Origin of the sequence: Bradyrhizobium retamae (assembly GCF_001440415.1) — a bacterium.
GTDB classification, from domain to species: domain Bacteria; phylum Pseudomonadota; class Alphaproteobacteria; order Rhizobiales; family Xanthobacteraceae; genus Bradyrhizobium; species Bradyrhizobium retamae.
The window spans coordinates 88,520-111,161 of record NZ_LLYA01000225.1 but is presented as its reverse complement, the minus strand read 5'-3'; the positions used below and the strand labels follow the sequence as shown (position 1 = coordinate 111,161).

At 62.2% G+C, this 22,642-nt stretch carries 18 protein-coding genes; 6 read left to right on the top strand and 12 right to left on the bottom strand.

Features of this window, described 5'->3' with window-relative positions:
* Positions 1-329 precede the first annotated feature (329 nt).
* From CQ13_RS39065 to CQ13_RS39050, 4 genes are all read right to left on the bottom strand, one after another.
* Complete coding sequence (locus CQ13_RS39065; protein ID WP_156434179.1) at positions 330-1,034, bottom strand: hypothetical protein; 705 nt, start codon at positions 1,032-1,034, stop codon at positions 330-332.
* A gap of 181 nt (positions 1,035-1,215) precedes the next feature.
* Positions 1,216-4,614 (bottom strand): error-prone DNA polymerase, encoded by a 3,399-nt coding sequence (locus CQ13_RS39060; protein ID WP_057848070.1) that lies wholly within the window; start codon positions 4,612-4,614, stop codon positions 1,216-1,218.
* A complete protein-coding gene (locus CQ13_RS39055) occupies positions 4,611-6,326 on the bottom strand; it encodes a Y-family DNA polymerase (protein WP_057848069.1) in 1,716 nt (571 codons plus the stop codon). Before CQ13_RS39055 ends, CQ13_RS39060 begins: the two co-directional genes overlap by 4 nt.
* A complete protein-coding gene (locus tag CQ13_RS39050; RefSeq protein ID WP_057848068.1) occupies positions 6,217-7,002 on the bottom strand; it encodes an ImuA family protein in 786 nt (261 codons plus the stop codon). The genes CQ13_RS39055 and CQ13_RS39050 overlap by 110 nt, the downstream gene beginning before the upstream one ends.
* A gap of 162 nt (positions 7,003-7,164) precedes the next feature.
* Between CQ13_RS39050 and CQ13_RS39045 the strand changes: the two genes are divergently transcribed.
* Positions 7,165-8,400: a putative DNA modification/repair radical SAM protein gene (locus CQ13_RS39045; RefSeq protein WP_057848067.1), complete on the top strand. Its 1,236-nt coding sequence runs from the start codon at positions 7,165-7,167 to the stop codon at positions 8,398-8,400.
* Between the two features lie 102 nt (positions 8,401-8,502).
* Positions 8,503-9,948 (top strand): UdgX family uracil-DNA binding protein, encoded by a 1,446-nt coding sequence (locus tag CQ13_RS39040; RefSeq protein WP_057848066.1) that lies wholly within the window; start codon positions 8,503-8,505, stop codon positions 9,946-9,948.
* A gap of 332 nt (positions 9,949-10,280) precedes the next feature.
* Here the strand turns inward: CQ13_RS39040 and CQ13_RS39035 are convergent, their stop codons facing one another.
* Positions 10,281-10,751, bottom strand: coding sequence for a VOC family protein (locus tag CQ13_RS39035; protein ID WP_057848065.1), 471 nt, complete (start codon positions 10,749-10,751; stop codon positions 10,281-10,283).
* Between the two features lie 424 nt (positions 10,752-11,175).
* Between CQ13_RS39035 and ppk2 the strand changes: the two genes are divergently transcribed.
* On the top strand, positions 11,176-12,096 hold the full coding sequence (gene ppk2, locus CQ13_RS39030) for a polyphosphate kinase 2 (protein ID WP_057848064.1): 921 nt from the start codon (positions 11,176-11,178) through the stop codon (positions 12,094-12,096).
* A 143-nt stretch (positions 12,097-12,239) separates the two neighbouring features.
* Here the strand turns inward: ppk2 and CQ13_RS39025 are convergent, their stop codons facing one another.
* Positions 12,240-13,412: a M20 aminoacylase family protein gene (locus tag CQ13_RS39025; RefSeq protein ID WP_057848063.1), complete on the bottom strand. Its 1,173-nt coding sequence runs from the start codon at positions 13,410-13,412 to the stop codon at positions 12,240-12,242.
* A 171-nt stretch (positions 13,413-13,583) separates the two neighbouring features.
* Here CQ13_RS39025 and CQ13_RS39020 point away from each other — a divergent pair, with 171 nt between their 5' ends.
* Entirely contained in the window at positions 13,584-15,206 is a 1,623-nt protein-coding gene (locus CQ13_RS39020; protein WP_057848062.1) for a GMC family oxidoreductase, read from the top strand.
* A 56-nt stretch (positions 15,207-15,262) separates the two neighbouring features.
* Here CQ13_RS39020 and CQ13_RS39015 read toward each other — a convergent pair whose 3' ends face one another.
* Positions 15,263-15,511, bottom strand: coding sequence for a hypothetical protein (locus CQ13_RS39015; RefSeq protein ID WP_057848061.1), 249 nt, complete (start codon positions 15,509-15,511; stop codon positions 15,263-15,265).
* A 105-nt stretch (positions 15,512-15,616) separates the two neighbouring features.
* On the opposite strand from CQ13_RS39015, the gene CQ13_RS39010 reads away from it, so the two are divergent.
* On the top strand, positions 15,617-15,766 hold the full coding sequence (locus CQ13_RS39010; RefSeq protein WP_156434177.1) for a hypothetical protein: 150 nt from the start codon (positions 15,617-15,619) through the stop codon (positions 15,764-15,766).
* A 59-nt stretch (positions 15,767-15,825) separates the two neighbouring features.
* Positions 15,826-16,140: an EthD family reductase gene (locus CQ13_RS39005; protein WP_057848059.1), complete on the top strand. Its 315-nt coding sequence runs from the start codon at positions 15,826-15,828 to the stop codon at positions 16,138-16,140.
* A 302-nt stretch (positions 16,141-16,442) separates the two neighbouring features.
* Here CQ13_RS39005 and CQ13_RS44905 read toward each other — a convergent pair whose 3' ends face one another.
* From CQ13_RS44905 to CQ13_RS38985, 5 genes are all read right to left on the bottom strand, one after another.
* Positions 16,443-16,595, bottom strand: coding sequence for a hypothetical protein (locus tag CQ13_RS44905; RefSeq protein WP_197427586.1), 153 nt, complete (start codon positions 16,593-16,595; stop codon positions 16,443-16,445).
* 160 nt (positions 16,596-16,755) lie between these two features.
* Positions 16,756-18,222, bottom strand: coding sequence for a flavin-containing monooxygenase (locus CQ13_RS39000; RefSeq protein ID WP_057848058.1), 1,467 nt, complete (start codon positions 18,220-18,222; stop codon positions 16,756-16,758).
* A 210-nt stretch (positions 18,223-18,432) separates the two neighbouring features.
* Positions 18,433-19,866 (bottom strand): adenosylhomocysteinase, encoded by a 1,434-nt coding sequence (gene ahcY, locus CQ13_RS38995; protein WP_057848057.1) that lies wholly within the window; start codon positions 19,864-19,866, stop codon positions 18,433-18,435.
* A 128-nt stretch (positions 19,867-19,994) separates the two neighbouring features.
* The gene (gene metK, locus CQ13_RS38990; protein WP_057848056.1) at positions 19,995-21,188 is read right to left on the bottom strand and encodes a methionine adenosyltransferase; all 1,194 of its coding nucleotides are present in this window, start codon (positions 21,186-21,188) and stop codon (positions 19,995-19,997) included.
* 60 nt (positions 21,189-21,248) lie between these two features.
* A complete protein-coding gene (locus tag CQ13_RS38985; protein WP_057848055.1) occupies positions 21,249-22,601 on the bottom strand; it encodes a hypothetical protein in 1,353 nt (450 codons plus the stop codon).
* Positions 22,602-22,642: the final 41 nt, after the last annotated feature.

Sequence of the window (22,642 nt, the reverse complement as noted above, 5' to 3'; positions counted from 1 at the left end):
CAAAAGCTTGCGCGACGAGACAGTCACAACTGTGTGGCCCATTCGCAGGTAAACCTGACTGTTACGGCTGGAGCGCAGGAATCGGTGCCGGACGGGCGACGTGACATGTGCTGAAGCCCTAATGCGCAAAGCGCGCTCCGCAGGTCATGTGAAGCGAACGCACATCCGAAATCCCGGTTCCCTAAACATACCCTTCCGGGACGGATTTCGTCCCGGTGTGCCGGCAACAGCCGGATGATGCACGGCGATCACCGCCGTCCAAAGAGAGCGGCTCAATGAAAATCGCGGGACGGCGGCAGGATGCGGACCTGGCAGGCAATAACAGCCAGTCACTTCCCTGCGCTGGTCGCCCGAAGCCAGCGTTCGCGCCGCCTTTGGACAAGGCGCATCAGAAAGTTGATGAGCCAATTCGGCGTTCCCAAATAGCGCAAGGTCTCAAATTGGCCTTGCTCTTCCCTTTGCTGAAAGTTTTCGTCGGAAAAGAAATCATGATCGCCGGCACACCACTCCAATGTGCTCTTGATCTCCTCCTGCAATGGCTCGCTGTCCGGCAGACCAGCGAGAAAGTTCAGTTCGCGACGCAGACAGATCGCCTCGATTCGGGGACGCTTCTTTTCATCATAGAGCATGCCCCATCGCTCCAGCCTAGCATGGGTGGCTTCATGGACGATAGTGGATGCAATCCGTTCGAGTGTGGTTGATTCAAGCAGAACAAACCGCTCATCCATGACGCAAGCGTTCTGTGAACGGTCGTAATGGGCGGCAGCGTCCGGGAGCAAGAGCACCCATATTCGGTCGAGGTTACTGACGACACGGGAATAGTGAAGCGCATCGCGATGCTTGATCAGCCGCAGGGCTTCTTCGATGCGATTCAAAGACTGGGAATCGTTGTTCCAGACATCTATCAAAAGTCCGTCAACCATCCGGCTGGTTGAGAAGCGGAGCCGCAATCGATCGATGAGGCGTAGCTTTCGATCGGGCTTTTTCACCGATGTCGAACCGCGCAAATTTCGCGGTGCTTTCAAGTGCTGCAAGGGTCCCCCTCCTGATGGCCGACAATCTATAGGTGAATCTCTCTTTCGAGCTGCTTAGGAGCTTGATTCAAATCGTATCGATTGACGGGTCTGGCTCCGCCCCGGACGTCAACTGATGCTTCCCAGCCGTCGCGAGTGAATGGTGGGTTACGCTTTGATAACCCTCCCTGCGAGGCCGGCCTCAATGAAAATCGCGGGACGGCGGCAGGATGCGGACGTCGCGGGGGTGACGGATTTTCTGCGCGGGTGCGTCAGGGTGATCGCGGCGGTCGTCGTTGAGCGGTTCGACCAGTGCAGGTCCTGCGGGCACCGGGTGCTTGCGGCTTAACGCATCGTTGGCGAGGCCGATCAAATCGTGGGAGCGGTCGAACATCCGCTGCGCCACCAGATGCGTCACCTGCTCCGGGCTGCTCTGGATGTATCCCTCGACCAGGATCAGGCGGGCGCCCATCACCTCTTTGCGGTACTGCTCCATCACCTTGGGCCACACCACGATATTGGCGATGCCGGTCTCATCCTCCAGCGTCATGAAGACGACGCCCTTGGCGCTGCCCGGCCGTTGCCGCACCAGTACCACGCCGGCGCAGCGGATACGGCGGCGGTCGTTACTGTGGTTGACGTCCTTGCAGGGGACGACGCGCTCTTTCGTGAACCGCTCGCGTAAAAATTCCATCGGGTGGCCTTTCAGCGACAGCCGGACCGTCTGGTAATCGGCAACCACCTGCTCCGGCAGCGGCATCTGCGGCAGCGGCTTGGCATTCTCGTCGGGCTGCTCGCGGGCTACCGCGGCCTGAAACAGCGGCAGCGGCACGTCGTCGGGCAGCCGCCGCACCGCCCAGAGCGCGGCGCGGCGATCGAGCCCGATCGAGCGGAAGGCATCGGCGTCGGCAAGCAGGATCAGCGCGCGCTTCGGCAGGCCGGTGTCGCGGGCGAATTCCTCCAGCGAGGTAAAGGGCCGGCGTTGGCGGGCGGCGACGATGCGGTCGGCCCAGTCTTGCTCTCCGTCATTCCGGAGCGATGCGGCAGCATCGCCTCGGAATGACAGTTGAATTCGCTTCAACCGCTCCTCGTCTTCATCGAGCCAGTGAAAACCGTCGATCTGGCGGAAACCGAGACGAACGGCGCAATACTTTCCACTCCCCTCCTCCAGCGTGTTCTGGGCAAAACTGTAGGACACGTCGATCTCGCGGACCTCGACGCCGTTCTTGCGGGCGTCGCCGACAATCTGTGCGGGGGCGTAAAAGCCCATCGGCTGCGAATTGAGCAGGCCGCAGCAGAACGCATCCGGATGATAATGCTTCAGCCATGACGAGACGTAGACGAGTTGCGCAAAACTTGCGGCGTGGCTTTCCGGAAAGCCGTAAGAGCCAAAACCCTTAATCTGGTCAAAACAGCTCTTGGCGAATTCCGGATCGTAGCCGCGCGCGATCATGTTGTTGATCAGCTTGGCCTCGAATTTGCCGATGGTGCCGACGTTACGAAACGTCGCCATCGCGCGGCGCAAGCCGTTGGCTTCCTCGGACGTGAATTTTGCGGCCTCGATCGCGATCCGCATCGCCTGCTCCTGGAACAGCGGCACGCCGAGCGTCTTGTGCAGCACGCGGTACAATTCATCCGCCGGCCCATGCTCGGGCGCCGGCGAGGGATAGCTCACCTTTTCCTGGCCGTTCCGCCGGCGCAAGTAAGGATGCACCATGTCGCCCTGGATCGGACCGGGACGCACGATCGCGACTTCGATGACGAGGTCGTAGAAAGTGCGCGGCTTCAGGCGCGGCAGCATGTTCATCTGCGCGCGGCTCTCGACCTGGAACACGCCGAGGGATTCGCCTCGCTGCAGCATTTGATAAACTTCGTCGTCGTCCTGCGACTTGATGTCGGCCAGCTCGTAACGCCGACCCTTGTGGTCGGCGATCAGATCAAAGCTCTTGCGGATGCAGGTCAGCATGCCCAGCGCCAGCACGTCGACCTTCATCATGCTGAGCGCATCGACGTCGTCCTTGTCCCATTCGATGAAGGTGCGGTCGTCCATCGCGGCGTTGCCGATCGGCACATAGGTGTCGAGCCGGTCTTGCGTCAGCACGTAGCCGCCGACATGCTGCGACAGATGGCGGGGGAATTCGATCAGCTCGGAGGCCAGTGCTACCGCGAGTTCGACCATCGCATTTTGGGGATCTAGCCCGGCCTGCCGGACCTGCATCTCGTTGAGGCCCTTGCCCCAGCTTCCCCACACGGTGTCGGCGAGGGCTGCGGTGACATCCTCGGTCAGCCCCAGCGCCTTGCCGACGTCGCGGATCGCGCTGCGCGGGCGATAATGGATGACGGTCGCAATGATCGCGGCGCGGTGACGGCCGTAGCGGCGGTAGACATATTGCATCACCTCCTCGCGCCGCGAATGCTCGAAATCGACGTCGATGTCGGGCGGCTCCAGCCGCTCCTTGGAAATGAAACGCTCGAACAACAGGTCAACCTTGGTCGGATCGACCGAGGTGATGCCGAGCACGTAGCAGACGGCGGAGTTGGCCGCCGATCCCCGGCCCTGGCACAGGATGTTCTGGCTGCGCGCGTAGCGGACGATGTCGTGCACGGTGAGAAAATAATGCGCGTATTTGAGCTCGGCGATCAGGTCGAGCTCTTTGTGCAAGGTGGCGCGCAGCTTGTCGTCGATTACGCCACCGAAATATTTGTCGACACCGGCCCAGGTCAGGTCTTCGAGGTGCTGTTGCGCGGTCTTGCCCGGCGGCACCGGTTCGTCCGGATACTGGTATTTGAGCTGGTCGAGCGAAAATGAAATGCGTTTCGCAAAGCGCATGGTTTCCGCAATCGCCTCGGGCAGATCGCGAAACAGCCGTGCCATTTCATTGACAGGTTTGAGATAGCGTTCGGCATTGGCCTCGAGCCGCCTGCCGATCGCGTCGATCGTGGTCTTTTCCCGGATACAGGTCAGTACGTCCTGCAGCGGTCGACGCGAGGGATGGTGGTACAGCACTTCATTGGTCGCCAGCAGCGGCACCTTTGCCGCGAGCGCCAAACGATGCAGCCGCGCGAGGCGGCGTTTGTCGTCACCGCGGTAGAGCAGGCTCGCGGCGAGCCACACGCCATCGGCATCGGAGTTCTTCAGGCGCTCCAGCGTTGCCTGCGCGCTCGCCACGTCAAAGCGATGCGGCAGCGCCAGCACCAGAAGCTGGCCCTTGGCGAAATCGAGGAGGTCATCGAATTTCAGGTGGCATTCGCCCTTTTCGATCCGCGTGATGTCGTCGCCGCGTTTGCCGCGGGTAAGTAACTGGCAGAGCCGGCCGTAGGCAGTGCGGTCGCGCGGATAGGCCAAAATGTCAGGCGTGCCGTCGATGAAGACGAGACGCGCGCCGATCAGAAGCTTTGGCTTATGCGTGACGGCAGGGTTGTCGAGCTCGCTCCAGGCGCGAACCACGCCGGCCAGCGTGTTGTGGTCGGCGATGCCGATCACGGGAATACGCAGTTCGCTCGCCTGATGCACATAGGCGCGCGGGTCCGAGCCGCCGCGCAGGAATGAGAAATTGGTGATGATGCCGATTTCGGCATAGTCGGGCACAGGGCTTTTCATGCGAACAATCCATGCACGAACCATCTGATAGAAGCGGGCTCGCCCTCCGCATCCGCCGGTTCACTTTCATAGAGGCCGTCGCGAAAGATCCAGAAACGCAGGCCCGCTTCATCCTCGATGCGGAAATAATCCCGCGTCGGGCCATCGCCGTTTGGCTTCCACCACTCCATAGCGATGCGTTCGGGCCCCTCCACCCGCACCACCGCGTGCGTAACGCGCCGCCAGGTGAATTGATGCGGCGGGCCGTCGGGCACGGTTGCGAACGGCACTTTTATCGGCTCCGGCTTTTCGAACAGGCGCAACGGGCGCAGCGGCGGCTCGCTCTCGATACGTTCGGGCCATGCCGCCTGCGCTGCGACCGCCAGATGATGCTGCGCTGGCACCGACAGCACCGCGCGTTCGGGGATGTGGGTATCCTCCGGCAGATGCACGACGACGCGTTTTCCGCCGATGCGCGCGGCGATGCGGTCGATCAGCGCGGACAGTTCGTCATTGTCATGGACATTGGCATCGAGATCGCGCTGCTGCTGCACCACGATCTCGGTGCGGCTGGCGGAGAGACGAATGAGATCGAAACCGAAGCCGGGGTCGAGGGGATCGTTGAGCGCATCGAGCCGCTCGCGAAACAGGCGGTCGATCGCTTCAGCTTTTGTCACCGGACGCCCGGTGTCTACGGGAATCGTCCGCACCGCACCGTCGGTGCGGAAAAAGCTCGCCTCCAGCCGCCGCGCGCCCTTGCCCTGCTTGTCCATCGCCGTGACCAGCATGCCGGCGAGCGCGGACAGGTTCATCGCGATCACGGTGTCGGTGGCGACCGGTTCGGGAAAGCGTTTCTCGACGATATAATCCGGCGGCGGTTTGCGCGGGCTGATCGGCGCATCGCCCTGCCCCAGCGCCTGCTGCAACAGCGTCGTGAAGGGCGCGCCGAACCGCGCCGTGATTTCGTGACGTCCGCGCGAGGCGACGTCGCCGATGGTCTTTAGCCCAGCGCGGCGCAGGCCGGCGGTGATGGCATCACCGGCACCGAGCGCAGATACCGGCAACGGACTGACGGCTTCGGCCTCCTCGCCCTCGGCAATGATCTTTCCGGAAGTCTGGCGCGTCAGCGTGCGGGCGCAGATCGAGGTGCTCGCGATCGCGGCACTGACGGCAAAGCCACGACGGCTCAGCGCGCTGCTGACGATCTGCAGCAACGCACGCTCGCCGCCGAACAGATGGGCGCAGCCGGTGATGTCGAGGAACAAGCCATACGGCGGATCGAGCGCCACCAGCGGGGTGAAGCGGTCGCACCAGTCGGCGATGTCTTCGAGCGTTTTGCGATCGGCGACTTCATCCGCGTCAAACACCGTCAGCTCGGGGCAGATCGCGCGCGCATTGGCGAGCGGCAGGCCGATAGAGAGGCCGGCCTGGACAGCGGCCTCGTCGAGGGAGTGGATCAGGATGGCGTTGTGCTGCTTGGCGACGACGACGGAGAGGAAGGTTTGCGTCATCTCGAGAGTGTCACCCGCGACGGCACCCCTACCCCAGCCCTCCCCCGCAGGCGGGAGAGGGAGCATACCGCCCGTGTCGCAGACAGCGTTGCTCGAAACCGCTTGGCAATTTTCAGCTTGCGCGGCGCTGGCCGGCGAAAGCTTGCGCTTGATGCGGTCGATGGGCAGGCGTGGCAGCCAGAGGCTGAGGATACGCCGACGGTTCACTGAATAGGCACTCATCACAATTCCATTCCATGATCCAGCGGCCGACCGGGCCATGACGGTTACGAACGAGCTGCGCGTCGAACACCGGCACGCCCCACGCGCTCCACGGAGCTGACGGCGGCGAATGCGCCGCGCGCACGATCCATCTTGTCTCCGCGGTCGAGGGGCGCGGCTCCGCCGCCACCCGCAGCAGCAATGCGGTGACGCCGGAGGCTGCTGCGGCCAGCGTGAGCTTGCGGCTGGCGACGAGATCGAGCTGACGCGCCTGCCCCCAGACTTCCAGCACGACGGCGCCGAGCGCATCGCAAGCCAGCGCATCGGCGGCGGTCCGCAGTGCGGCATCGGTGTCCGGCGCGCGCACGGTCACCAGCAGCCGCGGGTTAAGACCCAGCTCGCAAAGCCCGCCCATCGACAGCGCACCGGATTCAATTTCCGAAAAATCCTGCCGCACCCAGACCAGCGGCCGGCGCGGCGATACCCTTCCCGCGAGGCCTGCGATGAAGCCGGTTGCCGCCGCGCTCTGGTGGCCTTCGGCAAACACTTCATGCACCGCGGCACACGCAAGACCGCCGTGCAGCACAGAATCCGCTGCTGCATGGCCGAGCGCGATCTTATTGAGATCATGCGCCGCGCCCTGCTCCAGGCGCTCGATGCTTCCGCGCAAAGTCGCAAGCGTGCGTGCGGTGCTCATGCGCCGCTCCTTCAGGAATTTGGCCTTTGCCGCTTCTTCCCGAGTGAACGCGCGGCTGGCTCATTTGTTCATGATATGTTCTAATATAAAGCTAACAGGCCAGGCAGAGTCAACCGTGATCGACGCCAAGCCGATTCATGAGCAGAATCAAGGGATTCAACGATGGACGTGCAACGTAAGCTGGAAATCCTGGCGGATGCGGCGAAATACGATGCTTCCTGCGCTTCCTCCGGCACCGAAAAGCGGGATTCAAGCGACGGCAAGGGCCTCGGCTCGACCGCACCTGGCATGGGCATCTGCCATTCCTACGCGCCGGACGGGCGCTGCATCTCGCTGCTCAAGGTGCTGCTCACCAACGCCTGCAATTACGATTGCTTATATTGCGTCAACCGCACTTCTTCGAACGTGCCGCGTGCGCGCTTCACGGTCGACGAGGTGGTGAAGCTCACGATCGACTTCTACCGCCGCAACTACATCGAGGGATTGTTTCTCTCCTCCGGCATCATCCGCAGCGCCGACTACACCATGGAGCAAGTGGTGAGCGTCGCGCGCAAACTGCGCGAGGAACATCACTTCCGCGGCTACATTCATCTCAAGACAATCCCTGAGGCCGACGATGCGCTGATCGCGGAAGCCGGCAAATATGCCGACCGTCTTTCCATCAACATCGAAATGCCGCTGGAAAACAGCCTCGCCAAATTTGCGCCTGAGAAGGACGTGCGTGCGATCCGCCGCACCATGGGCCGGCTGCGCTTGAAACTCGATGAGGCCAAGGAGAACAGAGAGACTGCGACGAAAGCAAAGCCGCCGCGTTTTGCGCCGGCCGGCCAGAGCACGCAGATGATCATCGGCGTGGATGCGGCCAGCGACAAAACCATCCTCGATACCAGCGCCAATCTGTACGGCTCCTACCGCCTCAAGCGCGTCTATTATTCGGCATTCAGCCCGATCCCGGACGCCAGCCGCGCACTGCCGCTGGTCGCGCCGCCGCTTCTTCGCGAGCACCGGCTCTATCAGGCCGACTGGCTGATGCGGTTTTACGGGTTCGACGCCGGCGAAATCGTCGATGAAGCCAAGGGCATGTTGCCGCTCGACATCGATCCAAAGCTTGCCTGGGCGCTGCGCCACCGCGACCGCTTCCCGCTCGACGTTTCGACCGCCAGCCGCGAGGAACTATTGCGCGTGCCCGGCTTTGGGATCAAGGCGGTGGACCGCATCATCGCGACGCGCCGCCTGACCTCGATCCGCCTCGCTGATCTGGCGCAGCTGCACATTCCGCAGAAAAAGGCGCTGCCGTTCATCGTGCTCGGCGATTTCAGGCCCTCGCCGCATCTGCTCGATGGCGCGGGGAAGGAGCGGTTCAAGTCGAAGGCGAGACAATTGGGATTTGGGTTTTAGCCACAGCGTCATTGCGAGGAGCGAAGCGACGAAACAATCCATCTATTCCCGCTGGAGAAATGTATTGCTTCGCTGCGCTCGCAATGACGGGGAGAGAGCACGATGCACCACATCATCCTCGACAGCGAAACCGATTTCGACGGCTGGCGCAAATCGGCGCGCGCGCTGGCGCTCAACGATGTGCAACCCGCGGACGTGACCTGGCGCGTGGCGGACGATGCGCCCGAATTGTTCGAGCCAACGTATCAGCCACTCGAACCTCCACAGGCCACTTTCAACGTCCCGGCCAGATTTGTCGAACTGGCTGAAATCGCGATCCTGCACCGCAACCCCGAACGGTTCGCCCTGCTCTACCGCCTGCTGTGGCGGCTGCGGCAACGTCACGATCTACTCGAAATCGCGACCGATCCCGATGTGGCTGAAATCGTCGCCATGGCAAAAGCCGTGCGCCGCGACGAGCATAAGATGCACGCCTTTGTCCGCTTCCGCGAAGTCGGCCGCGAGCAGACATCGCACTTCGTCGCCTGGTTCGAGCCGGAGCACCATATCGTCGAGCTGGCGGCCCCGTTCTTCGCACGCCGTTTCGCCGACATGCCCTGGTCGATCCTCACCCCCGATATCTGCGCGCATTGGGATGGCCACGCCGTCTCGTTCACGCCGGGCGTAGTCAGGAGCGAAGCGCCGACCGCCGATCGGCTGGAGGAAACCTGGCGAAGCTATTACGCCAGCATTTTCAATCCCGCCCGGCTGAAAGTTCAGGCGATGCAGAAGGAAATGCCACGCAAATACTGGCGGAACCTGCCCGAGGCCTCATTGATTAAACCGTTGATCAAAAGCGCGGAACGCACTGCAAACGCGATGATCGCGAAGGCGGCGAGCGAACCGCATAAGCCGCAGAAGCGGCTTGAACCGCCCGAGGCAAACGATATGCCCCGCAAACACGCCGATGATCTCGAGACGCTGCGCGAAGAAGCCGCCGATTGCCGCGCCTGTCATCTTTACAAGAATGCCACCCAGACCGTGTTCGGCGAAGGCCGGCAAACCGCGCGGATCATGCTGGTCGGCGAGCAGCCCGGCGACAAGGAAGACCTCGCCGGCAAACCGTTCGTCGGGCCCGCGGGGCAAATGCTCGACCGCGCGCTGGAAGAAGCCGGCATCGACCGCCGCATGGTCTACGTCACCAATGCGGTGAAGCATTTCAAGTTCGTGCCGCGCGGAAAGATCCGCCTGCACCAGAAGCCGAACACCCCGGAGATCAAGGCCTGCCGGCAGTGGTACGAGCGCGAGCTGGCCGCGATCAAACCCGATCTGGTGGTGGCAATGGGCGCAACCGCAGCGCAAAGCGTGTTCGGGAAAATTACGCCGATCAACAAGAATCGCGGCCGTGCGATTGATTTCGACGACGGCACCAGGGCGCTGGTGACGGTGCACCCGTCCTATCTGCTGCGATTGCCGGACGCCGACGCCAAGGCGCGCGAATACCGGCGTTTCGTCCTGGACCTCAAAATCGCCGCCGACGTGCTGCGAAAATCGGCACATGCGGCCTGAATTCCGCCAATCCGATAGTCGCAATTTCTGTTGAAACATAATGGGAAAATTGACAATCCTGCTTGCAACTATTAATTGATAGAAGTCACAATCGCATTCTCAAGGGAATGTGGGACGTCTTCTCACGCATGATGTTCCCACATGGTCGACGCGCTGCGCGGTTCCTTACCTCCAGCCCCGGCGCCGTGCAGCGCGCGACCCTCTTGCCATAGCGTTTTCCAGCGAAAGCCTGCCCCGGACTTGATCCGGGGTGGACACCGGTTCGCGTCAAGAAAACGCGTCACAACAAGAATCTAGAGCCCGGTTCTGATTCAATCAGAACCGAAAAGGCTCTAGCCTCTCGCCACGGCCTCCAGTTCTGCAATATCGAACTTGACCATCTTCAGCATGGCCTCGGCGACGCGCTTGGCTTTTGCGGGATCGGGATCGTTCATCAATTCGCCGAGCCGTTTTGGCGCGATCTGCCAGGAGAGGCCCCAGCGGTCCTGCAGCCAGCCGCATTGCTCGATCTTGCCGCCCTCCCTCAGAGCGTCCCACAAGCGGTCGATCTCGATCTGCGTGTCGCATTCGACCAGGATCGAAAAACTGTGGTTGAACGGGTCGAGGGGCCCCGCCTCGATCGCCATGTAGCGCTGGTCGCCCAGGGTAAAGGCCGCGATCTTGACGCTACCAGGCGGGCCGCTCGGGCTCTCGGCAGGCAGCGACGAGACCCACTGCACTGACGAGCCGCGGATCAGCGAGGTGTAGAAGCCGATCGCGGCCTCCATATCCTTTTCGAACCAGAGATGCTGTGTGACCTTCATCGACGCTGCCTTTCTCCATTCAGCTGCTGGCTGGCGCGCGGCCGCTCCTGTGACAAGGACGGATGGAGGAGGCGGCGTTCCGACAGGGGCGATTAAAAATATCGTGGAATTTCCTTGAACCGCCTGTGCCCTGACAGCGCGCATCCCTGGCCATACGCCGCCGGGATAGCCCAACTGTCACTAACGGTTCGCAATCTCCTGATGGCGTGCTGCGCTGCCGGCCGCGATCTGCCTCTACGTCCTGTTCTCGAACCTGTTCTGACGCCATCGGCGATGCGGTCGGGACGCTGCCGTGGCAGGCCTCGACGGATAGCGGGAGGCCGGAACCAAACTCCGGCCTTCTGCTTTCCGCAAAGTACCTGACGGATGATACGGCAGGCATCGACATTCACGTGAACCCAACAGCTCACAGCCGGAGCCCGCCATGACCAAAAGACGCCCGAATGGCACCATCCAAGACCGCATTCAGGCCGAAATGCTGGATAGTTTCGATGAGGAACTGGAACTTGAAATCGACGACGATCGTCTCGATGCGCTGACCAATGAATTTGCCGACCATACGGCAGAAGAGACGATCGATCGTCGCGTGTACTTCAAGGAATTATTCCGTCTGCAGGGTGAACTGGTAAAATTGCAGAGCTGGGTGCAGCACCACAAGCTCAAGGTGGTGGTGATTTTCGAGGGACGCGATTCCGCCGGCAAGGGCGGTGTCATCAAACGCATCACCCAGCGGCTCAATCCGCGGGTCTGCCGCGTCGCCGCGCTTCCGGCGCCGAACGAGCGTGAGCGCACCCAATGGTATTTCCAGCGCTACGTTTCGCACTTGCCCGCCGCCGGCGAGATCGTTCTGTTCGACCGTAGCTGGTACAACCGCGCCGGCGTCGAGCGCGTGATGGGCTTCTGCACCGAAGATGACGTCGAAGAATTCTTCCGGTCAGCTCCGGAATTCGAGCGCATGCTCGTGCGCTCCGGAATCACCCTCATCAAGTACTGGTTTTCCATCACTGACGAAGAGCAGCATTTGCGCTTCATGATGCGGATCCACGATCCGCTCAAGCAGTGGAAGCTCAGCCCGATGGACGTGGAATCGCGCAGGCGCTGGGAGCAATACACCAAGGCCAAGGAAGCGATGCTGGAGCGTACCCACATTCCGGAAGCTCCCTGGTACCTGGTCGAGGCCGACGACAAGAAGAAGGCGCGGCTGAACTGCATCGCGCATCTTCTGGAACAAATTCCCTACCAGGAAATCAAGCTCGAGCCGGTGGTACTGCCGCCGCGGGTTCGCCATCCGGAATATAGCCGCGGGCCAATTCCACCCGAAATGTACGTGCCGGCGCGCTATTGAGCGATTGAGATAAGTCAAACACCCTCCCCGCATTTCAAGTTGCGGCTGAGCGCGAAATAAAGAAGGCCTGCATTGAAGATACAGGCCTTCCTTGACGTGACCTCGCACTTCAAGTGCGATCGACGTTGAAGTGACGCAGGCCCTTACGACGCGGCCAGCTTGTTCTCGACCAGCTTGATCCAGTACGAGGTGCCGTACACGATCGCCTCATCGTTGAAATCGTAGGCGGGGTGATGAAGCCCCGCGCTGTCGCCGTTGCCGCAGAAGATGAACGCGCCGGGACGCGCCTCCAGCATGTAGGAAAAATCTTCCGCGCCCATCAGCGGCGGCATCTCGTGAACGTTCTGGGTACCGGCCACCTCCTTGGCCACTTGCGTGGCGAACTCGGTCTGCTCGGCGTGGTTCTTGGTCACGGGATAGCCGCGCTCATAGACGAGGTCGATCTTGGCCCCGGTCATCCTGGCTACGCCCTCACACACCTCGCGGACGCGCTTCTCGACGGTCTCGCGGACTTCCGGCGTTAGCGTCCGCACGGTGCCCCGGAGTTCCGCGGTGTGCGGGATCACGTTGCGGGCGTTGCCGGCGTGGAACTCGCAGATCGAGATCACCGCCGACTCCAGCGGATCAATGGTCCGCGAGACGATCGACTGCAGGGCAGTAATGAGCTGCGCGCCGACGAACACGGAATCGATGCATTTGTTGGGGCGCGCGGCGTGCCCGCCGAGCCCCTCGATCTTGATGTCGATCGAGTCGGTTGCCGCCATCACCGGGCCGGAGCGGATGGCGAATGAGCCGACCGGAATGCCCGGACCATTGTGCATGCCGTAGACCTGCTCGATGCCGAACCGGTCCATCAGCCCGTCCCGGATCATGGCGGCGGCGCCCGCGCCGCCCTCCTCGGCCGGCTGGAAAATCACGACCGCATCGCCGGCGAAATTGCGGGTTTCGGCAAGGTACCGCGCTGCACCCAAAAGCATCGCGGTGTGACCGTCATGGCCGCAGGCGTGCATCAGGCCCGGCGTCTTGGACGCATGAGGAAGGTTGGTCGCCTCCTCGATCGGCAGCGCGTCCATGTCGGCGCGAAGCCCGATCACCTTGATCTCGCCCTTGCCGGGCTGCTTGCCCTTGATGACGCCAACGACGCCGGTGCGGCCAAGGCCGGTGGCGACCTCGTCGCAGCCGAATTCGCGCAGCCGATCGGCCACGAATGCTGCAGTGCGGTGCACGTCGTACAGCAACTCGGGATTTTGATGGATAACGCGGCGCCAGGCCTGGATGTCGGGTTGCAGATCAGCGACGCGGTTGACGATGGGCATGGGAATTCTCGAACCTCAGGTTGGAACGTCAGACCTCTGTAGCATGCAAGCGGCGGTCCACCCAACAGCCTGGAGACGCCGCCCATTCCCAGGCGTCATGGCCGGGACTTGTCCGAGCCATCCACGTCTGACTATTAGGCATAAGGGGCGCGTGACGGGTGGAAACTGAGCATGCCGAAAAGGCTTGAAGGCGATTTCGATTATATCGTGGTGGGCGCCGGCACCGCCGGCTGCATCATGGCCAACCGGCTGTCGGCCGATCCCAAAAACCGCGTGCTGATCCTGGAGGCCGGCGGCAACGACAACTGGATCTGGTTTCACATCCCCGTGGGCTACCTCTTTGCGATCGGCAATCCCCGCTCGGACTGGATGTTTCGGACTGAACCCGAGCCCGGGCTCAATGGGCGATCCCTTGCCTATCCCCGTGGCAAGGTGATCGGCGGATGCTCCGCCATCAATGCGATGATCTCGATGCGGGGACAATCCGCCGACTACGATCACTGGCGCCAGCTTGGCCTGACCGGCTGGGGCTATGACGACGTAAAGCCGCTGTTCAAGCGGCTGGAGGATCATTTCCTCGGTGAAAGCGAACATCACGGCATTGGCGGCGGCTGGCGCATCGAGGCGCCGCGGCTGTCGTGGGAGGTTCTCGACGCGGTCGGCGACGCCGCCGAGGAAATGGGCATCAAGCGCATTGCGGATTTCAACACCGGCGACAATGAAGGCGTCAGCTATTTCCACGTCAACCAGAAGCGCGGCCGGCGCTGGTCGTCCGCGCGCGGTTTTCTCAAGCCGGTACTGAACCGCGCCAATCTGCGGCTGGAAAAACACGTGCTGGTCGACCGGCTCATCATCGAGAACGGCCGCGCCGTCGGCGTGCGCTTTATCCAAGGTAATGAGGTGATCGAAGCCCGCACCAAAGGCGAGGTCGTGTTGTGCGCGGGATCGATCGGCTCGACGCAGGTGCTGCACCGCTCCGGCATCGGACCGGCTGACTGGCTGTCACCGCTCGGCATCGATGTGGTGCTCGACAGGCCGGGTGTGGGGCGCAATCTGCAGGACCATCTGCAGCAGCGTGCGATCTACAAGGTCGAGGGCGTCCGCACGCTGAACGAAACCTACTGGTCGCTGGTCCGGCGCGGGATGATGGGGCTCGATTATGCCTTCCGCCGCCGGGGGCCGCTGACGATGGCGCCCTCGCAGCTCGGCATCTTCACGCGCTCAGATCCACGCCGCGCCCGCGCCAACATCCAGTTCCACGTGCAGCCGCTGTCGCTCGACAAGTTCGGCGATCCCCTGCACCGCTTCCCCGCCATCACCGTGAGCGCCTGCAATCTGCAGCCGACCTCGCGCGGCACCGTGCGCATCCGCTCGGCCAACCCTGATGAAGCGCCGTCGATCGCGCCGAACTATCTTTCGACCGACGACGACCGCCAGGTCGCGGCCGATGCTATCCGCACCACGCGCCGGCTGATGAAGCAGAAAAGGCTGGAGCGATATCGGCCGCAGGAGTACCTGCCCGGCCCGACTGTCGGCGACGACGATGCATCGCTGGCAAAGGCTGCCGGCGATATCGGCACCACGATCTTCCATCCCGTCGGCACCGCGAAGATGGGCACCGCTCACGATCCGATGGCCGTGGTCGACGAGCGGTTGCGGTTCTTTGGGCTCGCCGCCTTGCGCATCGCCGACGCGTCGGTAATGCCGACGATCACGTCGGGCAACACCAACACGCCGACGGCAATGATCGCGGAGAAGGGTGCGACGTTGATCCTGGAGGATGGGCGCAAATAGCTGCGTAACGAAGCAGCGCAGATGGCCCAACGGATCATCCAGGCTGCACGCTCACGCTACTGCGCTCTGCGATGATTCCTCGGCGTGACGGACCTCTGCCGCATTCGCGGCGCGGGCGCGGCCTCGTTGTAATAGGCATTGGATTGATCGAACGACCGGTATGCCGGCCGGCCGCGGAGCACATCGGCATTGGGATAATAGAACGAGTAGGCGCCGGGCTCCTGGATCGCGGGTTGCGCGAACACCGGCGTTGCGATCGCGGTCATCAGAAACGCGGCGGCGAGTGTTGGGATAGACTTGGTCATTGGTGATATCCTCTTTTGTCGTGAAATCACTCCATCCAATTGGGTATCGCAGCGCAGAAGCGGATAGCCATGCGACGGCTCTCACCGCGATTTGAAAAGCCGTGCTTGAAAGCGCGCGATGGCGTGAACGCGCGGAATATGCTCGCCAGCAAGTCAGCAGAATATTTGCCTACAAATGAATATCGCGCAGACGTGCGGCAGCGGCAGGATGAGGCGGAGATGTGCCGCTTCCAGTTGCAAGATCCGCAAAACTGACACAGATTCCGATTATTGCCGGAAAATAACGGTGAACGCGAAAATCGGAGGGCACGTCCATGATCAAGGTAAGCGTGATGTATCCCAATACGCCCGGCGGGCGCTTCGATCACGACTACTACCGCGACAAGCATATGCCGCTCGTGAAGGCGCGCATGGGCGACGCCTGCAAGTCCTACACGGTCGACAAGGGCCTGGCCGGCGGCGCGCCCGGCGCTCCCGCCACCTATGTCGGCATGTGCCACATCTTCTGCGACTCGATCGAAGCCTTCCAGACCGGCTTCGGACCGCATGCCAAGGAGATCATGGCAGACATCCCGAACTATACCGACCAGTCTCCGGTGATCCAGATCAGCGAAGTCGTCGTAGGTTGATGGCGCAGCCGCGGCTCGCAATGATGCAGGTGGGCAAAGCCACCGGGTCGCGCTAATGCGCCCCGGTGGCTTTGCCCACCCCCTACGAACTGCGAACTGATTTGCCGCGCGCCGCAAAGCTCGGGCGCAAAGCGTCGCGAGATCGCGACGTCATACTCAGTTGTCATCGTCCGCGAAGGCGGACGATCCATATTCCAGAGACGCCAGTGATAGAACCGAGAAGCCGCGGCGTACTGGACCCCCCGCATTCGCGGGGGATGACGGCTTTGGTATCGCAGTTCAGAAATTGCAGACTCGCAGCCTCACCCCCGCAGCGCCTGCAGTCCCTTGAACGTGAGCCGCTTGGGGTCGCGGACGCCGGCCAGATAGAATTTGCGGATGAAGGCGATCGCCGCCTCGCGGTCGCAATCGGTCAGCGCCACAAGGGCATCGACGGCAATTCGCTGGGCGTCCATGGGCTTCCTCGTGCTGTCAGGTGCCGCAAGTCACGCAGCGTATCGGCACGCCGGTTAATCCGGCGTTAACCGTGAGAGCACTTTGGACGATTCGTCTTCACCTACGTATACGCGAAATGACGCACGGGGCTTTCGGGACGCAGCCACCGCCGATGCGACTTCACGAATACTGCATCACGCCATCATCGACCTTGCCGTAGCGGAGCGTGACGATGTCGAGCGCGTAGTTCTGGTACAGCCGCCATGGCCGCTTCGAGCCCTGCTTGGGCAGTTTGGCGATCGAGCGCTGTACATAGCCGGAGGAGAAATCCAGCGACGGCATTTCGGCGACCGACGGATCAACATTATGCGGCATGCACTGCTTGTAGCCGTTGCGGTCCATGTAGTTGATCAGCCGGCAAACATATTCGCAGGTCAGATCGCATTTCAGCGTCCACGACGCATTGGTATATCCGAACGCCGCGGCCAGATTCGGAATGTCCGAATACATCATGCCCTTGTAGTTCAGCGTTCGCGCGAAATCGACCGTGCGGCTGTCGACGCTGACTTCGAGCCCGCCGAGCACCTGCAGAACCAGCCCTGTCGCGGTGACAATGATATCGGCTTCAAGCTCGCTGCCGTCCTTCAGCTTGATTCCGCTCCTGGTAAAAGTGTCGATCTCGTTGGTGACGACGGAGGCGCGCTTATCGCGGATCGACTTGAACAGATCGCCGTCCGGCACCAGGCAGAGCCGCTGCTCCCACGGATTGTAGCGCGGCGTAAAGTGCATAGCCACGTCGTATTCCGGTCCCAGCGCCATCTTGACTCCGCCGAGGATCAACTGCTTGGCACGCTCGGGCTTGCGGCGGCAGAGCTGGAAGAAATACATGCCGAACAGCACGTTGCGCCAGCGGATCAGGTGATAGGCGAGCTTGGCGGAGAGCTTTTGGCGCAGCTTGTTGGCGAGCGCATCTTCGGCCGGCCGCGCCACCACGTAGGTCGGCGAACGCTGCAGCATGGTGACGTGCGCAGCGGTCTTGGCCATCTCCGGCACCAGCGTCACGGCGGTCGCGCCCGAGCCGATCACCACCACGCGTTTTCCCGCATAGTCGAGATCGTCGGGCCACTTCTGCGGATGCACGATCTGGCCGGCGAAGTCCGCCGTGCCCGAAAAATCCGGCGTGTAGCCTTCATCGTATTTGTAATAGCCCGAGCACATGAACAGGAAATTGCAGGTAAAGCGCACGGTCTCCGCCGCGCCCTCGCCCGCGTTGCGTTCGGCCTCCACCGTCCAGCGCGAATCCGGCGACGACCACGCGGCGCGTTTGACGCGGTGGTGGAAGCGGACGTGCTTGTCGATGCCGTTGTCGGCAGCGGTCTGGCGCACGTAGTTCAGGATCCGCGGTCCGTCGGCGATCGCCTTCGGCTCGGTCCACGGCCGAAACGAATAGCCGAGCGTGTACATGTCCGAGTCGGAGCGGATGCCGGGATAGCGGAAGAGATCCCAGGTGCCGCCGATGCAGTCGCGCCCCTCGAGAATGACGTAGCTCTTGCCGGGGCACTTCTCCTGCAGGTGATAGCCCGCGCCGATGCCGGAAAGTCCGGCGCCGACAATGAGGACGTCGAAATGCTCTGCCGCATCGGTCATGGCGATCTCCCTGCTTTCAGATGTAATGGCCAGCAGGCAGAAATTGCAACTCGCATTGTCAGGTTGCTGCGACGATACAGGCTGTATCGGAATTTACCGTTGAATTTCAACCGTCGCAGGTTGTGCGACCGATCAGCAAAAAGCCCCGGATCGCTCCGGGGCTTGGTAGTGCCTTGGCATTTACTTCAGTGCGTCGCCCGCGACGTGAAATCAGTACCGGTAGTGATCCGACTTGTAGGGGCCTTCCGGCTTGACGCCGATATAGTCGGCCTGGTCCTTGCGCAGTTCGGTCAGCTTGACGCCGATCTTGGCGAGATGCAGCCGCGCCACCTTCTCGTCAAGCGTCTTCGGCAGCACATAGACCTTCCTCTCGTACTTGCCGTCCTTGTTGTTTGCCCAGAGTTCGATCTGCGCCAGCGTCTGGTTGGTGAAGGAAGCCGACATTACGAAGGACGGATGGCCCATGGCGTTGCCGAGATTCACCAAGCGGCCTTCCGACAACAGGATGATGCGGTGCTTGTCGGGGAATTCGATCTCGTCGACCTGCGGCTTGATGTTGGTCCAGTTCAGGTTACGCAGGCCAGCGATCTGGATCTCGTTATCGAAGTGACCGATGTTGCAGACGATGGCGCGATCCTTCATCGCGCGCATGTGGTCGATGGTGATGATGTCCTTGTTGCCGGTCGCGGTGACAAAGATGTCGGCGCGGGGCGCTGCGTCTTCCATCGTCGTGACTTCATAGCCTTCCATCGCCGCCTGCAGCGCGCAGATCGGATCGACTTCGGAGACCATGACGCGGCAGCCGGCCTGGCGCAGGGAAGCGGCCGAGCCCTTGCCGACGTCGCCGAAGCCCGCCACCATCGCGGTCTTGCCGGACATCATGACGTCGGTGCCGCGGCGGATGCCGTCGACCAGCGACTCGCGGCAACCATAGAGATTGTCGAATTTCGATTTCGTGACGCTGTCGTTGACGTTGATGGCGGGGAACAACAGCGTACCCTTGTTCGCCATATCGTAGAGGCGGTGCACGCCCGTGGTGGTCTCCTCCGAGACGCCCTTGATGTTCTTGGCGATCTCGGCGAAGTACCCCTTCGGCTTCTCCTTCAGGAGGCGCTTGACGAGCGCATAGAAGATTTCCTCTTCCTCGGACGTCGGCTTGTCGAGGAAGGCGGTATCACCCTGCTCGGCGCGGTAGCCGGCATGCACCAGCATGGTGGCATCGCCGCCGTCATCGAGGATCATGTTGGGCGTGCCGCCGCCGTGCCAGTCAAACAGCTTTGCGGTGTAGTCCCAGTATTCGGCGAGCGTCTCGCCCTTCACCGCAAACACCGGAATGCCGGCGGCGGCGATCGCGGCGGCCGCATGGTCCTGCGTCGAATAGATGTTGCACGACACCCAGCGGATGTCGGCGCCGAGTGCGGCCAGCGTTTCGATCAAGACCGCGGTCTGGATCGTCATGTGCAGGGAGCCGGCGATGCGGGCGCCCTTCAGCGGCTGCTTCGGACCGTATTCCTCGCGCGTCGCCATCAGCCCCGGCATCTCGGTCTCTGCCAGCGAGATTTCCTTGCGGCCGAATTCGGCGAGCGAAATGTCCTTGACGATGTAGTCGGTGAAGGCGGGCTTCTTGGCGGCGGCGGTGGTCATGGGGAGTTTCCCTCTGTTGAGCTCGTCATTCCGGGGCGCGCGTGAGCCACGAACCCGGAATCTCGAAATCGTGGAAAAAGAATCCGGGTTCACCGCTATCGCGGTGCCCCGGAATGACACTGTTAAAACTAAACCGCGCGCTTGAGCGGTTCGACCAGATCGGTCTTCTCCCAGGAGAAGCCGCCTTCATTGTCGGGCGTGCGACCGAAATGGCCGTAGGCTGCGGTACGCGCGTAAATCGGGCGATTGAGATCGAGATGGGTGCGGATGCCGCGCGGCGTCAAATCCATCGCCTTCGCGGCTGCCTGCTCGAGCCGGTCTTCCGGCACCTTTCCAGTGCCGTGAGTATCGATATAGATCGACAGCGGACGCGCCACACCGATCGCGTAAGCGAGTTGCAGCGTGCAGCGGTCAGCGAGACCGGCGGCGACGATGTTCTTGGCGACATAGCGCGCGGCATAGGCCGCCGAACGGTCGACCTTGGTCGGGTCCTTGCCGGAGAAGGCGCCTCCGCCATGCGGGGCCGCGCCGCCATACGTATCGACGATGATCTTTCGGCCGGTGAGACCGGAATCGCCGTCGGGACCGCCGATGTAGAATTTTCCGGTCGGGTTGATGTGCCAGATGGTCTTGCCGTTGATCCATTCCTTCGGCAGCGCCTCGCGGACATAGGGTTCGACGATGTCACGAACCTGATTGGAGGTGAGGTCCTCGACCAGATGCTGGTGCGAGACCACGATTTCGCGCACGCCGACCGGCTTGCCATTCTCGTACTGCACGGTGACCTGGCTCTTGGAGTCCGGACCCAGCACCTTCTCGCGGCCGGAGTGACGCGCTTCGGAAATCAACCGAAGGATCTTGTGGGCGTAGAAGATCGGCGCCGGCATCAGGTCAGGCGTCTCGTTGGTGGCGTAGCCGAACATGATGCCCTGGTCGCCCGCGCCCTCTTCCTGGTTGCTGGGCTGCTTGGCATCGACGCCCTGCGCGATGTCAGCGGACTGCGGATGCAGCAGGATTTCAATGTCGGCGGTCTTCCAGTGAAAACCCTCCTGCTCGTAGCCGATGTCCTTGATCGCCTCGCGCACGGTGCTTTCGATCTGCTCATTGGTGACCGATTCCGGGCCGCGGGTTTCGCCGGCGATCACCACCTTGTTGGTGGTGGCAAGCGTTTCGCAGGCCGCGCGGATCTGCCAGGGATCGATGCCCGCCTTCGGGCCTTCCCGGTAGAACAGGTCGACGATCTCGTCCGAGATTCGATCGCAGACCTTGTCCGGATGACCCTCGGAAACCGACTCGCTGGTGAAGAGATAGGAGGCGCGCATCAACAAACCCCTTGTTCCCGCCGGACCCCGGCGGCTGTCTGTGTTGTGTATCCTGGAATGTCAGTCGCGACGCCGCGAAATGACGTAGGATTCGTCGTAAAACCAAAGCCCGTTATGCTTGCGCAGAACCTCTCTGGTGGCATCGAGCGTCCGGCTGTTTTCAGTCATTTCGGTCAACCGGTCGTCTTCGATCTGGGCGACATACACCGCCGCATTCCACGCTGCAAAGGCCGTCGAGGTTCCGATCGAGCCGGTAACCTCGTTGGGCAGCGCTTCCATATCATAACGGAAGATGGAACGGTTATCGGCGTAGGCATTAAAGTTAAGGTCCCGCCCGGCCGACCCCAGCTCGTATTTCACGGCGCGCAATAGCTCATGACGGCTCACGGCGAAAGGATTTTCTCCCGGCCAGACCGACTGGATGATTTCCAGGCCCGGATCCTGCCCGTGGGAGTGAATTCCAATCAAACGGCCGCCCGCCCGGAGCGACCGGGCCAGCGGTGCAATGATCCGCTTGGCGCGGAAATTCACAGAGGATTTTGCCCGATAGGGCTGGGAGGCGATCACAAGGTCGAAATTGGCCTCGGTCCGGCCGGCCCGGGGGATGATCGAATCAAGCAGGAACCTGTGGTCTTCCCGGTACAGCACCAGCGCCACCGGCCGTTCGTAGATCGGCATGCCCGATTTGGGGCTGATATTGGCGCGCCAGTTCTGTTCCAGAAACGGCCCCAGTTCGGCAATTTGCGTCTCAAACTCCCCCGACGAGGCCCCCCGCAGGGCCACCTCATGCCAGATCATGCCCGCGGCTGCCGCAGGCGAGGCCGGCGTCAGCCAGGGCGCCTCCGCGTAATGCATGTTGGTCAGGACGATGACGGTCGCCGGGTGCTCGAACAGCCGGTCGGGCACCTTGTCGAGCGTCAGCCGGACGTCCTCCAGGCTCAACTCCTTGCCGGCGATATAGAACGGCATATGGGGGAAACGGCCGTGCATCGCGCGCATCACCCGCGCGAGCACCGTGCCGTCGCCGACGCCTGCGTCGAATACCCTGAGCGCCGGCGGCCGCGGATGCAGGCTGGACAACTCCAGCGCCACCCGCTCGGCAATCACCCGCTTTTCGCTGCAGGTATGGACAAACAGCAGGTATTTCTGCCGGTTCTCGAAGAAGCGGAAATTGCCCCGGGGATCGCGTTTTTCGGGCGGTACTTCAAGGCCGCGCGGCGGCGGCAGCGTGCCGGTGGACGCCGCGATATAGGCCTGGATGCGGTCCAGCGTGTCGATGGTGATGCGCTTGCCCTCGCGCAGCCGCTGCACCAGCTTGCCGTCGTTGACCGCCCGGCGTCCGAACGTCGTCTCCGCCATGTCGGCCTGGCGGCAGAACTCGGTGATCTGGCTGAGGATCTGGTCGTTTTTCATCGGGCCAGGGGGCTGGGGATTTGGGAAGCGCCGGTGGGCAG

Coding starts and splice junctions, on each gene's coding strand:
- CQ13_RS39015 (WP_057848061.1), bottom strand. CDS start 15,511: ATGACCAAGTCTATCCCAACACTCGCCGCCGCGTTTCTGATGACCGCG.
- CQ13_RS39000 (WP_057848058.1), bottom strand. CDS start 18,222: ATGACCGATGCGGCAGAGCATTTCGACGTCCTCATTGTCGGCGCCGGA.
- CQ13_RS39025 (WP_057848063.1), bottom strand. CDS start 13,412: ATGCCCATCGTCAACCGCGTCGCTGATCTGCAACCCGACATCCAGGCC.
- ahcY (WP_057848057.1), bottom strand. CDS start 19,866: ATGACCACCGCCGCCGCCAAGAAGCCCGCCTTCACCGACTACATCGTC.
- CQ13_RS39050 (WP_057848068.1), bottom strand. CDS start 7,002: ATGAGCACCGCACGCACGCTTGCGACTTTGCGCGGAAGCATCGAGCGC.
- CQ13_RS39045 (WP_057848067.1), top strand. CDS start 7,165: ATGGACGTGCAACGTAAGCTGGAAATCCTGGCGGATGCGGCGAAATAC.
- CQ13_RS39005 (WP_057848059.1), top strand. CDS start 15,826: ATGATCAAGGTAAGCGTGATGTATCCCAATACGCCCGGCGGGCGCTTC.
- CQ13_RS39055 (WP_057848069.1), bottom strand. CDS start 6,326: ATGAGTGCCTATTCAGTGAACCGTCGGCGTATCCTCAGCCTCTGGCTG.
- CQ13_RS39020 (WP_057848062.1), top strand. CDS start 13,584: ATGCCGAAAAGGCTTGAAGGCGATTTCGATTATATCGTGGTGGGCGCC.
- ppk2 (WP_057848064.1), top strand. CDS start 11,176: ATGACCAAAAGACGCCCGAATGGCACCATCCAAGACCGCATTCAGGCC.
- metK (WP_057848056.1), bottom strand. CDS start 21,188: ATGCGCGCCTCCTATCTCTTCACCAGCGAGTCGGTTTCCGAGGGTCAT.
- CQ13_RS39060 (WP_057848070.1), bottom strand. CDS start 4,614: ATGAAAAGCCCTGTGCCCGACTATGCCGAAATCGGCATCATCACCAAT.
- CQ13_RS39035 (WP_057848065.1), bottom strand. CDS start 10,751: ATGAAGGTCACACAGCATCTCTGGTTCGAAAAGGATATGGAGGCCGCG.
- CQ13_RS44905 (WP_197427586.1), bottom strand. CDS start 16,595: ATGGACGCCCAGCGAATTGCCGTCGATGCCCTTGTGGCGCTGACCGAT.
- CQ13_RS38985 (WP_057848055.1), bottom strand. CDS start 22,601: ATGAAAAACGACCAGATCCTCAGCCAGATCACCGAGTTCTGCCGCCAG.
- CQ13_RS39040 (WP_057848066.1), top strand. CDS start 8,503: ATGCACCACATCATCCTCGACAGCGAAACCGATTTCGACGGCTGGCGC.